This is a genomic window from Oscillibacter sp. MSJ-31 (genome assembly GCF_018918025.1).
Lineage (GTDB): Bacteria > Bacillota > Clostridia > Oscillospirales > Oscillospiraceae > Hominicoprocola.
Window position 1 is genome coordinate 316,679 of the sequence record NZ_JAHLPT010000001.1, and the last position, 15,550, is coordinate 332,228.

The following is a 15,550-nucleotide window of genomic DNA, read 5'->3' on the forward strand; positions in this document are numbered from 1 at the left end:
TCGAAAGAGTATGAATAAGGTGGGATTCAGGATGGAAAACAATACCTTTAAGGGTTCCCTGTTCGGCGGCTTCAACCGCGAGGACGTCATTGACTATATCAAAAAGACCTCGGCGGAGAGCACCGCCCGCATCGAGTCGCTCGAGGGCGACATCGACAAGCTCTGCGCGCAGGAGCAGGAGCTGCGCACGCAGGTCAGCACCCTGCGCGGCGAAAACGACCGCCTCACCCAAGAGCACAGCGACGCCGCGGCGGAGCGCGACACCCTGCGTGCCGCGCTGGATACAGCCAATGATGAGCTGACCGCGCTGCGCGCCGAGGCCGAAGCGCTGCGCGCGGAGAACGCTTCCCTGCGCGCGGAGAATGATAAGCTCCGCCCCATGGCCGAGCAGTATTCCACCATCAAGGAGCACCTTGCCGGCATCGAACTGGACGCACACCAGCGCGCCGAGGAGTACGAGCGCGGCGTCCACGAGCGGCTTGCCGCCATGATCGGCGACTGCCGCGCCCATTGCGACAGCGTTCTCTCAACGCTCGGCAACACCTGCATCAATGTGACCGGCGAGCTTCGGCGCGCTGAAAACAGCATCTCCTCCCTGCCCGCTGCCTTCAACGCGCTGCGCGCGGGTCTGGAAAAGCTGGAAGAGGACAAGTAACATTATTGCGAAAAAGGGAGCTTTGCGCCGCAGCGCAAAGCTCCCTTTTCATTTTTGGCTTTTACTTCATGCCCTTGAGCTTCACCAGCTCTTCGAGCAGTGAGACCGTCCCCTCGATGCCGAGAAGCGACGAGTCGATGCACAGGTCGTAGCTCTTGGCTTCGCCCCAGTCCTTCGAGGAATAGTAGTTATAGTACGACGCGCGGGATTTGTCCGTCTTCTTGATGCGCTCCTTCGCCTCCACCTCGGAGATGTTGTTGCGCGCGGCCACACGCTTGATGCGGCTCTCGATCGGCGCGGAAACGAAGATGTTGATCACATCGTCACGGTCCTTGAGCGCGTAGTCCGCGCAGCGGCCGATGAGAACGCAGGGGCCCTTGTCCGCGAGCTTCTTAATGGTATCATAGGTCGCAAGATACACCTGCTGCTCGATGCTGCCCTTGGGCGTCACATGGTGCATGGTGAAGGAATACGGATCCATCGCAATGGAATAAAGAAAGCTCTTGGGGCGCTCGTCGAAGCTGTGGAACAGCTCCTCACAAAGGCCGCTTTCCTCCGCCGCCTTCTTGAGCAGCAGATCGTCATAGTAGACGATGCCAAGCTTGTTCGCCAGCGCCGTGCCGATCTCGCGGCCGCCGCTTCCGTACTGTCTTCCAACGGTAATGACCATAAGGACTCCTCCTTTATCGCAAAACAAAATGGTGCTATGGAAAGTATAGCACCATTTTGTTTTCGGTTCAATCCTTTTTTACGATGCGAGTCGTTCAGATCCTGCCAAGCTCGTGCAGCAGCTTCTCCGGCGTCATCGGCCAGGAGCGCATCCACACACCGCAGGCGTCGTGAATGGCGATGCCGATGGCGGGCGCCGCGCCGTTGCAGGCGATCTCGGAGATGGACTTCGCGCCGAAGGGACCGAAGTCGTCGTTGACGTCGATCAGCATGGACTTGAAATCCTCGGGCGCTTCGCCGATCATCGGCGCGCCGTAGTCCGTGAGGTTCGCGTTGATGCACTTGCCGTTCTCGTCCAGCTTCATATCCTCATAGAGGGTGTGGCCGATGGACTTCATCGCGGCGCCGTACATCTGGCACAGCGCGATCTCGGGATTGATGGGCGTGCCCGCGTCCTGCAGGGCGTAGAACTTCTGCACCTTGATCTCACCGGTCCTGACGTTGACCGCCACCTGCGCGAAGTGCGCACCGTAGGGCACGGAGGATGCTTTGGTGACGTAGCTGCCGTGCGCGACCATCTGGCCGCGGCCGTCGCCCGCGATCGCCGCGTGGGACAGCTCGCCGTAGGTGAGCGCCTTGCCGCTCGTCTTGGAATAGACCTCGCCGGGTGCGCGAACGTCCAGATCCTCGACCTTTTCGTTCATCTGCAAAGCGGCCTCCGCCAAAATCTTCTCCTTGAGCTTTTTCGCCGCCAGCAGTGAAGCGTTGCCGCTGAAGAACGTGCCGGAGGAGGCGTAAGCGCCGGTATCGAACACGCAGGAGTCGGTATCGCCGGACACGACCGTGATCTTCTCCATCGGGAGCTTGAGGACCTCCTTCACCGCCTTGGCGGAGATGGTGTCAAGTCCCGTGCCCAGATCCGCGCCACCGCTGTTGAGAATGACTGTGCCGTCCGTCTCCAGCTTGGCGATGGCCTCGGCATGGTCCAAGCCGGGCAGACCGCTGCCCTGCATGATCATGGCAAAGCCCTTGCCGATCTTCCAGTCGGGATCGTCGGAGACTTCCTTTTTGCCCCACTCGATCATGTCGCAGCCCTTGGCAATGGCCTCGTCCAGACCGCAGGAGCCGACGGGGACGACGTTGCCCTCGCGGCCCTCGCCGAGACCCTTGAGAATCTCAAGCATATAGCCCTCGCTGACGTGGTTCTTTTCCACCATCGTGCGGTAGTCCACGCCCAGCTTGTCCGCCAGCTCCGCCATCGCCATCATGATGCCATAGGTGCCCTTCGGCGTACCGTAGCCCTGATACGCGCCTGCGGGCGGCGTGTTGGTGTAAAAGACCTTCAGATCATATGCCATGTTGTCCACGGCGAAGAGCGGCAGCGTCTTGGAGCAGCTGTTCATTGGGACGGTCAGGCAATGGTTGCCGAACGGGCCGGTGTTGGCGCAGACCTCCATAAAGAGCGCGGTGATCGTGCCGTCCTTCTTGCCGCCCATCTTCACCTTCACACGCATGGGGTGACGGGTGGAGTTGGCGTAGAACTCCTCGGCGCGGGTGTTGCGGTAGTAGACGGGCTTGCCGGTGACCCATGCGGCGTAGCCGGTCAGGTCCTCCACCAGAATGTCCTGCTTGCTGCCGTAGCCGCCGCCGACGCGCTCCTTGATGACGTGGATCTTATTTTCCGGAATGCCGCACACCCAGCTGACGATGCGGCGCACATGGTACGGCACCTGCGTGGCGCAGTTGAGCACCAGACGCCCGCCCTCGATATGCGCGTAGCAGACGTGCGGCTCGAGCGGCGTGTGCTGGATCTGGCTGGTCTGGTAGGTGCGCTCCACAATGGCGTCCGCCTCGGCGAAGCCCTTTTCCATATCGCCGATGCCGCCCTTGTTGGAGGCGGCGATGTTCTTATGGATGTCCGCGCCCAGCGGGAACTGGTAGACGACCTTGCCCTCGCGCTCGTCACCCGCGAGCTTATTGTACTCCGCGAGATCCGCGGGCGCGCCCGCGTTGTAGATGACCTCGCCGTTGTGGACGAGCGGCGCGCCCTCCGCCATGGCCTCCTCGACCGTGTAGACCGCGCCCTGCGGCTCATACTCGACCTTGATAAGCGCGGCGGCCTGATCGGCGATCGCCGGCGTGCGGGCGATGATGCCCGCGACGCGGTCGCCGACGTGGCGGACCTTCCTGTTGAAGAGCCGGCGGTCGTGCGGGGACGGCTCGGGATTGCCCTGACCGGCCTGCATATAGTGCGTCTCCGGCGTATTGTATGCGGTAAGGATGGCGGCGACGCCGGGCAGCTTCTCCGCCTCGCTCGTGTCGATGGACTTGATGTAAGCGCTGGCAAAGGGGCTGCGGAGGACGTGCAGGCACCAGGCGTTCTCGGGCACCTTGTCCTCGACAAACACCGGCTCGCCGGAGACCAGCGCCGCACCGTCGATCTTGCCGCAGGGCTTGCCGACGACCTCGAGGCTGGGGCGGAAGGTCGGCGCGATCTCACTGCGAAATTCGCCGAAGTCGCGCAGCTCGGTCGCGAGCTTGACGGCGAGATAATAATGCTCATAGCCCGCGTCGCGGATAAAGATGCTCGTCAGCACATCCTTGATCTCTTCGCGGGTGGGGTTCGGCTTCTGCTCGAGCAGCCAGGTCAGAATGAGCGCGGCAGCGGGCGCGTTGTACGCGCTCTGCACGATACCCGCGGCGACCATGGCCTTCTGCACATTGTTCAGCTCACGTCCGTTCAGCAGACCCTCGGCGGTGCGGATCTCCGTGCCCTCAGCCTGATAGAACAGGATGAAGTTCGCATACTTGAGCTTGCCGTTAAAGACGATGGTATCGCTGCCGGCGAAGCCCTCGGCGTCGTCGCTGTCGCGAACGCTGCGGTAACCGGCACGGTACAAAACATCACGCAGTCTTGCGGTGGGTTCGGCGCGGAGGGTCACCTCTTCGCCGTTGATCTTGCATTTCAGTTCCATCGCCCTTACCTCCCGAGTGTGAAAACAATGCCCGCCAGATACTTCTTATAGGCGGCGCTGCCGGTCAGGTCGTCGACATAGGTGACCTGCTCGGCAATGGCCGGCGTCGTGCCGTAGACAAGGCCGCTGCCCTGCACGCTCAGCGCGTAGATGCCGCCGCTCTCGGCGGCGATGAGCGTCGCGTGGCTCGACGAGGTGTTGCCGAAGCGCTTGACGGAGCCGGTACGGTCTTTATCGACCACGACATACTCGATCAGACGCTTGCAGTCGCTTTGCAGGTATTCGCCGACGGGCTTGTCCTGCTCGCCGTGCGGCGTGATGGATTTGAGCGTTGCGTCCGCCGCAGTCAGCGCGGCGGCAAGATAGCTGTCGGAGCGGCGCAGGCCGAGGTTGCCGCCGACCGTCGCGCTGCTGCGCTTGGCGAAGGATGCGCAGAAGCCGGCGGCCTCCCTAATAAATGCCGGGACAAGCTCGCTCTCGATCACGTCCTGTAGAGTGCAGAGCGCACCGATATAGACCTTGCCGTCCTTCTCGGTGATGGTGTTGAAATCGAAGCCGGTGATGTCGATGAGGTCCTTGCCCTCGGCGGCGCCGCCGAGGCGGAGGTCATCGGTGCCGCCGGCAAGATAGACCGCCGTGTCGGCGTGCTCCTTGCGGAGGTTCACAGCCTCCTGCGGGGTCCGGGGATGGTAGATCATGGCATTGCCTCCCTTTTATTCCTGAATATCCACGCGGCCGGGCGCATGGCCGGCTTCGAGCGCGTCGATGAAGAACGCGAGCATTCTGCGCGTGGTGTTTCTGCGGTATTCGGGCATGGCGTGCGGGCTGATGACCGCGTTCCATGCGTCAAGAAATTCTTCCTTACAGGTGTGAAGCTCGCTGACCTTTTTCCCGATCAGCAGCTCCTCCGCCTTGCGGGAGCGGGCGACCTTGGGGCCCGCCGCGCCGGAGGACGCGCGGAAGTCGACCACCACGCCGTCGCGGACGGTGGCAGCGGCGGAAAGCGTCAGCTTGGAGATGGCGTTCGCGCGGCGCATACCGATCTTGCGGAAGAAAATGTGGGTGAAGTCCTGCTTGGGGATGATGACCTTCGTGATGATCTCGTCCTCGCGCAGCGCGGTCTTTTTGGTGGCGATGATGTAATCGTCCACGAGCATGCGGCGCTCGCCGTCCACGCTCGTGAGCACCACCTCCGCATCCATCAGGATGAGCGGCTGGGGCATATCGCCCTTGGGGGACGCGTTGCCGATGTTGCCGCCGATGGTCGCGCTGTTGCGCAGGGCGATCGCGCCCATGCGGGACGCGGCATCCTTCAAAAGCTCGGGCGCGATGGGCGAGCGGGCGATTTCCGCCGAGGTCGTGCACGCGCCGATCTCCACGCTGCCGTCCGGCAGCGCGCGGATGCCCTTGAGCTCCTTGAGGTTGGTGATGATGAGCACGTCGCCCTTGAACGCGGGCGTCACGCCCGCGCCTATGCTGTTCGCGACCATCAGGTCGGAGCCGCCGGCGAGGACGGTCGCACCGGTCTCTCTGCGGATGCGCAGCGCCTCCTCAAGCGTTTCGGGAATGAAGCACTTTACCTGTTCCATAAGGCCGCTCCTTTCTTCGCCGCGAGTCGGATGCACTCGACGATCAGGTCATAGCCGGTGCAGCGGCAGATGTTGCCGCTGATGCCGACGCGGATCTCCTCCTCGGTGGGGTCGGGATTCTTACTCAGCAGCACATAGGTCGCCATGACCATGCCGGGGATACAGAAGCCACACTGCACCGCGCCGCCCTCGGCGTAGGCGTCGATGATGCACTTACCCTTTTCCGTGTCGCGGATGCCCTCGATGGTCAAAAGCTCGCAGCCGTTGACCGCGCCGACGGGGATGATGCAGCTCGTGACCAGCTCGCCGTTTTTGATGATGGAGCAGGCTCCGCACTCGCCCTCGCCGCAGCCTTCCTTGCTGCCGGTGAGGCCGTAGTCCTCACGCAGCACGTCGAGCAGCCTTCTCAGCGGGTCGCCCTGATAGAGCTTCTGCTCGCCGTTCAATGTAAAACGAATCTCAGTGTACATGTTTCATAGCCTCCTCAATCGCTTCCGGCGGGATGGGAATGGATGTAAAGCGCGTGTTGAGCGCGCGCTCGACCGCGTCCACATAGGCCGCGGAAGCGCCGTTGAACACCAGCTCGCCCATGCCCTTGGCGCCGTAGGGGCCCCAGGGATAGGGATTTTCCTGAATGTGGTAGAACTGCTTCGGGAAATCCATCGAGGTGGGGATCACATAGTCGGACATACTCTTCTGCTTGAAGCGGCCGCCCTTGACCTCCAGCTTTTCCATCGAGCCGTAGCCGAGGGACTGGAGGATGCCGCCGTTGATCTGACCGTGGACGATCAGCTCGTCGATGGCCTTGCCGATCTCGTGCGAGGACCAGACGCCGACGGTCTTGACCTCGTTTGTCAATCGATCCACCTCGGCCTCGACGCAGGCAACGCCCCAGCCGTAGCCAAGGTAGGCGTCGCCGCGGAAAGTCGCCTGATCCCACGGATAGCCGTCGGGATGCTCGTACTCGACCTCGGTGGTGAAGTCGCCCTCGCTCCAGCGCTCCTTCATCTCCTGCGCGGCGCGCTCGACAAGGCGGCCGACGACCATGGTGGAGCGGGAGGCTGCGGTCGGGCCGGAGTCCACGACCTTGGAGGTGTCGGGATCGAGATACTCGATCTGATCGATGCTCACGCCGAGCGTGGCAGCGCAGATCTTGCGCAGGCTCGTTTTGAAGCCCTGCCCCATTTCGGTGGAGCCGACCTGAATGCTCACGCGGTCGCCGGTCTTAACCAGCCGCGCGTGCGCCTTGATGATGGCCTGCTCGCCGTTGCCGGTGAATGCGCCGCCGTGGTTATAGAGCGCGATGCCGATGCCCCTGCCGCAGCCGGGCTTGTATTCCTTGGCCTTGCGCCAGTAATCGGACTCGCGGGTGATGACGTCCAGCATCTCGGGGAGCTTGACCTCCTCGATGATGTGACCGTTGGTCGTGGTCTCGTCGCCCTTCTTGGCGAGGTACTGCATCTTGAATTCCAGCGGGTCCACGCCGAGGTGGTGCGCCAGATGGTCCAGATGCGTCTCGATGGCAAAGAGCGTCTGTGGCGCGCCGAAGCCGCGGAACGCGCAGGACGGGAACATATTGGTGCCGATGCCCTCGCCCTTGAGATAGGTATTGTCAAAGGTGTAGACGCCGTTGCCGTGGAACACGCCGCGCTGGAGCACGACGTAGGACGAGGAAAGGTACGCGCCGCAGTTATAATAGATGTGACCGTACACACCGGTGATCTTTCCGTCCTTCACCGCGGTCTTGTAGATGCACTTGGACGGATGGCGCTTGACGGAGAACTGCGTGTCCTCCTCGCGGTCAAAGACCATCTTGATGGGCTTGCGGATCTTGTTCTCCGCCACCAGCAGAGCGCCGCAGAGCACGTCGGGGAAATGCTCCTTGCCGCCGAACGCGCCGCCGGTCGTGCACTGGCGGACGATGATATCGTCATAGGGAATGTCCAACAGTCCCGCGATGGACTTGCGGATGTAGAACGGGCACTGGGCGGAGGCATAGAAGACGAACTTGCCGTCCTCCATATCCGCGATGGCGCTGTTGGTCTCCAGATGGACGTGCTCCTGATAGGGCGTTTCGATGGTCTCCTCAAAGACCTCGTCCGCCTCGGCGAACACCTCGTCCATCGGCCGGCCCTTTTCGCAGAACAGCTCGCACATGACGTTGCTGTTCTTCTCCGGGAACATGGGGCCGCCGACGCAGTGGATACCGTCGTCAATGGTGACGGCGGGCGTCTGCTCCTCGTAGTCGATTTTGATCTGCGCCTTGAGCCGCTTGAGAACGCTGCGGTCGGGGCCGACCACCAGGCCGATCGTCTCGCCGACGTAGAGGACATAGTCCTCGGCGAAGCAGCGCCAGTCCTTGGAGATCATCCACAGCTCGTTCTTGCCCTGCGCGGGAATATCCTTCGCGGAGATGAAGTGGTAGCCCTCCGGCAGCTCCGGCACATGGATGGCCTTGATCCTGCCGCGGGCAATGGTGGAGCGCACCATGTAGGCGTACTGCATATTGGGCAGCGTCATATCGCAGACGTAGACCGCCTCGCCCCTCGCCTTCTGCACCGCGTCCACACGGACGATGCGATCACCGATCTTCGTCGCCTGCATCGGCTTGCTGCTGTATCCTTCCGACATAAAAGACCTCCTTCAGCGTTCCCGACTGCCGGGACGCTTCCTTCGGTAAATTTTGAACATTTTTAGAAATTCTTACAAAAGCAAGATATTCTAACACGCTGTTTTCAGCGAATCAGCCCATTTTCTTGCTGTGATTTTAACACCAAACGCCCTGTTTGTACAGAGACGCCGTAGTCCTACTTTCAGAATAGCGCGTGTATTTTCCGGTTGCATTGGGGAGACTGCTTATGATAAAGTAACCATAACCGAGAAAGAGAGATGATCTCCATGAACCATCCGCCCAGGATCGGCTGCCTTATCATGGCGGCCGGAAACGCCAGCCGCTTCGGCTCCAACAAGCTCGCCGCCAAGGTGGACGGCAAAATGCTCATCGAGCACGCGCTCGAGACCGTCCCCCGCGAGGAGTTTGCCCGCGTGACCGTCGTCACGCAGTACGACGAGGTCCTCGTGCTTGCCATGCGCTTCGGCTTTACCGTCCTTGTCAACCCCTTCCCCGAGTGGGGCGCGAGCCACACCGTCAGGCTCGGCACCGAGGCGATGGCAGACTGTGACGCCATTCTCTATCAGGTCGCCGACCAGCCGCTGCTGCGGCGCGAGAGCGTTCGCGCGGAGGTCGAATTTTTCCGCCGGCATCCCGACCGCATCGTCGCGATGGGACATGGCGGTGTGCGCGGCAATCCGTGCATCTTCCCCGCCCGCTTCTTCCCTGAGCTGACGGCGCTCGAGGGCGACCGCGGCGGCAGCGCCGTCATCCGCCGCCACGAGGACGCGCTGACGCTCTTTGAGATCTCCCCCGATGAGCTGCGCGACGTGGACACGCCGATGGCGCTCGCCGCGCTGCGCGACACGCTCGCGTGAGCTACGGCGCCGTCATTTCGCCGCGGAGGTCCTGCTCCATCATCGTCTTGACGCGCTCCTTCTCATAGCCGCAGGAAAAGAGATAGTAGAGCTTGGCGACGGCAGCCTCGGTCGTCATGTCCAGCCCGCTGACCGCGCCCGCTCTTTTCAGGGCGTTCGAGGTCTCGTAAGCGCCGAGCGCCACCGCTCCCTGCGGACATTGCGAGCAGACCGTCAGCACCGTGCCGTTATGAAACGCCTTTTCGATGATCGGCAGCAGCGCGCCGCCGTCCCCGGGAATGTTCCCCGCGCCGAAGGTCTCGATGACGATGCCGCGCAGCCGCTCGGTCATGATCTGCTCAAAGAGCGAGAACTGAATGCCCGGGAAGACCTTCAGCACCCCAATGGGAATATTCTCCAGTAATTGCAGCTTCAAAGCGCCTTTCGGCTTCGGCAGGAGGGCGCTTTCGTTGTAGCGGATGGTGATGCCCGCGTCGGCAAGGCTCGGGTAGTTCGGTGAAAGGAAGGCGATCAGCCCGTCGGCGGAGAACTTGGTCGCGCGGTTGCCGCGCAGGAGCTTCCCGCCGAAGTACAGGCAGACCTCATGCACCTCCTCCGCGCCCGCGATGAGCAGCGAGGTGATAAGATTGTCGCGCCCGTCGCTGCGGATCTCGCACATGGGGATCTGCGAGCCGGTGAGAATGACCGGCTTTGCCAGTCCCTCGAGCATGAAGGAAAGCGCGGAGGCGGTATAGGCCATCGTGTCCGTGCCGTGGAGCACCACAAAGCCGTCGTAGGCGTCGTAATGGTCGGCAACGAGCTGCGCGATCTTGTTCCACTCATGCACCGTCATGTTGGAGGAGTCGAGCAGCGGGTCCATTTCGAGCATGTCCCAACGGGGCATCTGCTCGGCGTACAGGTCGGGAATGGCCTCCATCGCGCGGCGGAACTGCCCGCTCTGCGGGGCGTAGCCGTTCTCCGTGCGCGTCATGCCGATGGTCCCGCCGGTGTAGATGATCAGAACATTTTTCATACGGCTTACCACCAATAGCGCGGCATCTTGGGCCGCTCATACGGCGTTTTCATCAGCGGAAGGCTCGTGCGCATCTCGCCGTCGAGCGCGAAGTACGCGCCCGCCACGGCGGGGGCCGTCGGAATGGTCGTGATCTCGCCGATGCCGATGGCGCCGAAGGCCATGTCCTGCCCCTCCTTCTCCACCAGAATGCTGTGGATGGGCGGCACCTGATCGGCGCGGAACAGGCCCAGCGTACCGAACCTTGCGCTGGGGATGCAGTCGTAGAGCGGATAGTGCTCCGTCAGCGTGAAGCCGAGCGCCATGGTGACGCCGCCCTCGATCTGCCCCTCGCAGGAGAGCGGGTTGATCGCCTTGCCGACGAAGTGCGCCGCGTCGATCTCGCGGATCGTTCCGTCGTCGTTGAGCACACACACATGGGTGGCGTAGCCGTAGGCGACGTGGCTGACGGGATTGGCAACGTCCTGCGCGCCCAGCGGGTCGGTCTTGGCGAGGTATTCGCCGTAGAACTCCTGTCCCTCGAGCGCTCTCCAGTCCACGCTCGCCCCCTCGGGCAGCTCGGTGCCGACCGTGCCGCTGCTGTTGCCGCCGGGCAGCGATTCCATGCCCTGCCGGTGCGCGATGCCGGAATAATCGGACACCCTCACATCGGCGCCCGCCGCCGCGAGCAGCTTCTGACAGGCCCGCCGGCAGGCTTCGCCGGTCACGAGCGTCTGGCGCGAGCCGGAGGTCGTGCCGGAGTCCGGCGCGTTCACCGTGTTGGCGGCCTCGTAGACGACATCCTCGCGCTCACAGTGCAGCATGGTGCAGACGATCTGCGTCAGCACCGTGCCGAGCCCCTGTCCGATGCAGGATGCGCCGGAGCGGATATGGAGCTTACCGTCCTTGACCGCCACGATGCAGCGGCCCGTATCGGGAATGCCCACGCCGACGCCCGCGTTCTTCATCGCGCAGGCGATGCCGACGTTCCTGTTCTGCTCGCAGATGTCCTTCACCGCCTCGAGCGTCTCCACCAGGCCGGTGGACGGCGGCGCGATCTGCCCGTTCGGCAGCGTCTGCCCGGGGCGGATGGCGTTGCGGTAGCGGATCTCCCACGGGGAGATGCCCAGCTCGTGCGCCATCTTCGTGAGCGTCATTTCCATGGCGTAGCAGGTCTGCGTCACGCCGAAGCCGCGGAACGCGCCCGCGGGCGGATTGTTCGTATAGTACGCCTTGCCGGTGATCTCAAAATTTTCGTAGTGATAGGGACCCGCCGCGTGCGTGCAGGCACGCTCGAGCACCGGGCCGCCGAGCGAGGCATACGCGCCGGTGTCGGCGACCACCTCGGCCTTGACGCCCTGAATGAGACCGTCACGATTGCAGCCCATGGTGATGGTCACCTTCATCGGATGCCGCTTCGGGTGGACGAGCATACTTTCCTTGCGGCTCAGCTTCACCTTGACCGGACGGCCCGTGAGATAAGCGACGAGCGCCGCATGGTGTTGCACCGTCATATCCTCCTTGCCGCCGAAGCCGCCGCCGACGAGCATATTGGTCACATGGATCTTTTCCTTGGGAAGCCCCAGCAGACGGGAGACCTCCCGCGCCGTGTCGTAAGCGCCCTGATCGGTGGAGAGGATGGTCAGCCCGTCCTCGTCGGGATAGGCGACCGCGCACTCCGGCTCGAGGAAGGCGTGCTCCGTGTACGGCGTTTCGTAGTGATACATCAGCACATAGTCCGCGTCGCGGATGGCTTGATCGGCGTTGCCGCGGCTGACGTGCTTTTCGCACAGCAGGTTGCCGGACTCATGCACGAGCGGCGCAAAGGGCTGGGAGGCATAGGTCGGGCTGAACACCGGCTTGAGCGGCTCGTAGTCGATCTCGACGAGGGCCTTCGCCTGCTCCAAAGCCTCCTTCGTCTCCGCCGCCACAAGGCAGATGGCGTCACCGAGGTAGTGGGTGATCCTGCCGACTGGGATCATCGTGTCCCAGTCCTGCTGCAGATGGCCGACCTTGTTCTCCCCCGGAATATCCTCCGCGGTGTAGACGCCGACCACGCCGGGCAGGGCCTCCGCCTTTTCCTTATGGATGGCAAGCACCCGCGCGCGGGGATATTTGCTGCGCACGGCGCCGGCATAGAGCATACCGTCCACATACAGGTCGTCCGGATACTTGCCGTAGCCCTGCACCTTTTCCGCCACGTCCACGCGCACAGCGCGTTCACCGACGCCATAGCCTGTCTTTTTCTCCTCCGGCAGTTTGCCGCTGCGGAGGATCTCCGCCGCGAGCAGGATGCCGTCGATGATCTTCACATAGCCCGTGCAGCGGCAGATGTTGTTGCGGATGGCGAACGCCGCCTCCTCGCGCGTCGGCGCGGGATTCGCGTCCAGCAGCGCCTTGGCGGAGATGACCATGCCCGGGATGCAGAAGCCGCACTGCACCGCGCCGGCCTTGCCGAAGGCGTAGGTATATACGCCCTTCTCCCAGTCGGAAAGGCCCTCGACCGTAAGGATGGTCTTTCCCTCCAGCTTGTCCGTCGAGGGAACGCAGGCCTTCGTCGCCTTGCCGTCGATGAGGACATGGCAGGTGCCGCACGCGCCCTCGCTGCATCCGTCCTTGACGGAGGTGAGGCGCAGCTCGTCGCGCAGGAAGCGGATGAGCTTTTGATTTTTCTCCGCCTGCACGGTCTGTCCGTTCACGGTAAATGTCGCCATAGCGGGGTCTCCCTTCCCAAACTTTTTGTTTGGACTGCTTATTATTTTTCATTTTTATTGTATCACATTCGTCCGAAATTGCAACAAAAAGACACACAAGCGTGATACTATTTAGAAGATAGCGCCGCTCCGTGCCGAAAGATTGAATTATATGTAAATCTTCTCCCTCCTCGCTTGACAAAAGCTGGCTTTTCCACTATGATTTCCGTATCTTTTCCACGGCTGTGACGAGGCGGGCTCGCCCCTCCGCGCAGCCGTCCCATTCTATATTGGAGGGACGCTTATGAAAGAAGTCAAAACCCCGAAAAAGCCTCTGATCTTCTACTACGCCGTCGCCATGCTCGCGGTATTTCTCTTCAATTTCCTTGCCATGCCGTGGCTCGCGCAGCACCAGATCAAGGAGGTGGACTACAACACCTTTGTCGAGATGGTCGAGCAGGGCAAGGTCGGCAAGGTCGAAATTCAGGAGCAGGACAACCGCATTCTCTTTACCGATAAGGACGAGACCGTTATCTACAAGACCGCCATGGTGTCGGACGACGACCTCTCCGCCCGGCTTTTGGAGGCGGGCGTTTCCTTCAAGGGCGAGGAGATCGAGCAGACCTCGCTGCTCGTGGACATTCTCGGCTGGGTGCTGCCCATCCTGATCTTCCTTGCCCTCGGGCAGTATATGTCCAAGAAGATGGCGGACAAGCTCGGCGGCAACTCGATGATGTTCGGCCTGGGCGGAAACAGCAACGTCAAGGTCTACGTCCAGTCCACCGAGGGCATCCACTTCTCTGATGTTGCGGGCGAGGACGAGGCCAAGGAAAACCTGCAGGAGGTCGTCAACTATCTGCACGACCCCAGCAAGTATCAGGAGATCGGCGCTTCCATGCCCAAGGGCATATTGCTCGTCGGCCCTCCGGGAACCGGCAAGACCATGCTCGCCAAGGCGGTCGCAGGCGAATCGAACGTTCCGTTCTTCTCCATCTCCGGCTCGGAGTTCGTGGAGATGTTCGTCGGCATGGGCGCGTCCAAGGTGCGCGACCTCTTCAAGCAGGCCAAGGAAAAGGCCCCCTGCATCGTCTTCATCGACGAGATCGACGCCATCGGCCAGAAGCGCAGCGGCAGCCAGTACGGCGGCAACGACGAGCGCGAGCAGACGCTCAACCAGCTTTTGACCGAAATGGACGGCTTTGAGAGCAACAACGGCGTCATCATCCTCGCCGCCACCAACCGTCCCGAATCCCTCGACCCCGCGCTCACGCGCCCGGGCCGCTTCGACCGCCGTGTGCCGGTCGAGCTTCCCGACCTCAAGGGCCGCGAGGAAATTTTGAAGGTCCACGCGAAGAAGATCAAGGTCGCGGAGGACGTCGACTTCAACAAGATCGCCCGCATGGCCTCCGGCGCTTCCGGCGCGGAGCTTGCGAACATCGTCAACGAGGCCGCGCTGCGCGCCGTGCGCGCAGGCCGCAGGTTCGCCACCGAGTCCGATCTGGAGGAGAGCATTGAGGTCGTCATCGCAGGCTATCAGAAGAAGAACGCCATCCTCACCGACCACGAAAAATGGATCGTCGCCTACCACGAGACCGGTCATGCGCTCGTCGCGGCGCTGCAAAGCCACTCCGCCCCTGTGCAGAAGATCACCATTATCCCCCGCACCTCAGGCGCGCTGGGCTACACGATGCAGGTCGAGGAGGGCAACCATTACCTGATGACGCGCGAGGAAATGGAGAACAAGATCGCGACGCTCACCGGCGGCCGCGCCGCCGAGGAGGTCCGCTTCGGCTCTGTCACCACGGGCGCTTCCAACGACATTGAGCAGGCGACCAAGCTCGCCCGCGCGATGGTCACACGCTACGGCATGAGCGAGGATTTCGACATGGTCGCACTCGAGACGGTCACGAACCAGTACCTCGGCGGCGACGCCTCGCTCGCCTGCTCTGCCGAAACGCAGACGAAGATCGACGCGCTGGTGGTCGCGCTCGTCAAGCGCGAGCACGAAAAGGCCGTCAAGCTGCTCAACGATCATCGTTCCAAGCTCGATGAGCTCTCCAAGTACCTCTACGAGAAGGAGACCATCACCGGCGAGGAGTTCATGAAGATCCTGAATCTCGAAAAAGCACAGGATAAAACGCAGGATTAAGCAAAAAAGCCGCCCACTCGGGCGGCTTTTTCGGCGAAAAACTCATGGATTTCCTGTTGTTCTTCCCATCGCGATGTGCTATACTGCCATCAGCAAAGAAAAGGAGGGATCACGATGGATCCTATTTATGAAATTGATCTGGACGTCTGTCCCCATTGCGGCGGCGTCGGCGCCATACAGGACGAACAGGGCTGGTGCGTCTATGTAGACTGCCTTGACTGCGGCTCGCACACCGTCCACGCCGCCTACGAAACGCCCGAGGAGCGCCTCGCAGCGGCCAAGCAGGTCGCGCATCTGTGGAACATCGGCAAGGTGATCCACGCCGGCGTCGGCGACTGAG

The 15,550-nt window shown here is 62.2% G+C and carries 12 protein-coding genes; 4 read left to right on the forward strand and 8 right to left on the reverse strand.

Features of this window, described 5'->3' with window-relative positions; translation table 11 throughout:
• Positions 1-31: 31 nt before the first annotated feature.
• Positions 32-655 (forward strand): hypothetical protein, encoded by a 624-nt coding sequence (locus tag KQI17_RS01395; protein WP_216494428.1) that lies wholly within the window; start codon positions 32-34, stop codon positions 653-655.
• 61 nt (positions 656-716) lie between these two features.
• Here KQI17_RS01395 and KQI17_RS01400 read toward each other — a convergent pair whose 3' ends face one another.
• The 6 genes from KQI17_RS01400 to KQI17_RS01425 form a co-directional block, all read right to left on the reverse strand.
• Positions 717-1,325 carry an AAA family ATPase gene (locus KQI17_RS01400; protein ID WP_216494430.1) on the reverse strand — a complete coding sequence of 203 codons (609 nt, stop codon included), beginning with the start codon at positions 1,323-1,325 and terminating at the stop codon, positions 717-719.
• 94 nt (positions 1,326-1,419) lie between these two features.
• The gene (locus KQI17_RS01405) at positions 1,420-4,299 is read right to left on the reverse strand and encodes a molybdopterin-dependent oxidoreductase Mo/Fe-S-binding subunit (protein WP_216494432.1); all 2,880 of its coding nucleotides are present in this window, start codon (positions 4,297-4,299) and stop codon (positions 1,420-1,422) included.
• Between the two features lie 5 nt (positions 4,300-4,304).
• Positions 4,305-4,997, reverse strand: coding sequence for an FAD binding domain-containing protein (locus KQI17_RS01410; RefSeq protein WP_216494434.1), 693 nt, complete (start codon positions 4,995-4,997; stop codon positions 4,305-4,307).
• A gap of 15 nt (positions 4,998-5,012) precedes the next feature.
• A complete protein-coding gene (locus KQI17_RS01415) occupies positions 5,013-5,888 on the reverse strand; it encodes a xanthine dehydrogenase family protein subunit M (RefSeq protein WP_216494435.1) in 876 nt (291 codons plus the stop codon).
• The gene (locus KQI17_RS01420) at positions 5,876-6,358 is read right to left on the reverse strand and encodes a (2Fe-2S)-binding protein (protein ID WP_022019395.1); all 483 of its coding nucleotides are present in this window, start codon (positions 6,356-6,358) and stop codon (positions 5,876-5,878) included. The genes KQI17_RS01415 and KQI17_RS01420 overlap by 13 nt, the downstream gene beginning before the upstream one ends.
• Positions 6,348-8,519 carry a xanthine dehydrogenase family protein molybdopterin-binding subunit gene (locus KQI17_RS01425; protein ID WP_216494436.1) on the reverse strand — a complete coding sequence of 724 codons (2,172 nt, stop codon included), beginning with the start codon at positions 8,517-8,519 and terminating at the stop codon, positions 6,348-6,350. The genes KQI17_RS01420 and KQI17_RS01425 overlap by 11 nt, the downstream gene beginning before the upstream one ends.
• Positions 8,520-8,786: 267 nt before the next feature.
• Between KQI17_RS01425 and KQI17_RS01430 the strand changes: the two genes are divergently transcribed.
• Positions 8,787-9,377: a nucleotidyltransferase family protein gene (locus KQI17_RS01430; RefSeq protein WP_216494437.1), complete on the forward strand. Its 591-nt coding sequence runs from the start codon at positions 8,787-8,789 to the stop codon at positions 9,375-9,377.
• A 1-nt stretch (position 9,378) separates the two neighbouring features.
• On the opposite strand, the gene ansA is transcribed toward KQI17_RS01430, so the two are convergent.
• The gene (gene ansA, locus KQI17_RS01435; RefSeq protein WP_216494439.1) at positions 9,379-10,389 is read right to left on the reverse strand and encodes an asparaginase; all 1,011 of its coding nucleotides are present in this window, start codon (positions 10,387-10,389) and stop codon (positions 9,379-9,381) included.
• Between the two features lie 5 nt (positions 10,390-10,394).
• The gene (gene xdh / locus KQI17_RS01440) at positions 10,395-13,082 is read right to left on the reverse strand and encodes a selenium-dependent xanthine dehydrogenase (protein WP_216494440.1); all 2,688 of its coding nucleotides are present in this window, start codon (positions 13,080-13,082) and stop codon (positions 10,395-10,397) included.
• Positions 13,083-13,365: 283 nt separating this feature from the next.
• Here xdh and ftsH point away from each other — a divergent pair, with 283 nt between their 5' ends.
• A complete protein-coding gene (gene ftsH / locus KQI17_RS01445; protein WP_216494443.1) occupies positions 13,366-15,210 on the forward strand; it encodes an ATP-dependent zinc metalloprotease FtsH in 1,845 nt (614 codons plus the stop codon).
• Between the two features lie 114 nt (positions 15,211-15,324).
• Positions 15,325-15,549 (forward strand): Lar family restriction alleviation protein, encoded by a 225-nt coding sequence (locus KQI17_RS01450; RefSeq protein ID WP_022018955.1) that lies wholly within the window; start codon positions 15,325-15,327, stop codon positions 15,547-15,549.
• Position 15,550: the final 1 nt, after the last annotated feature.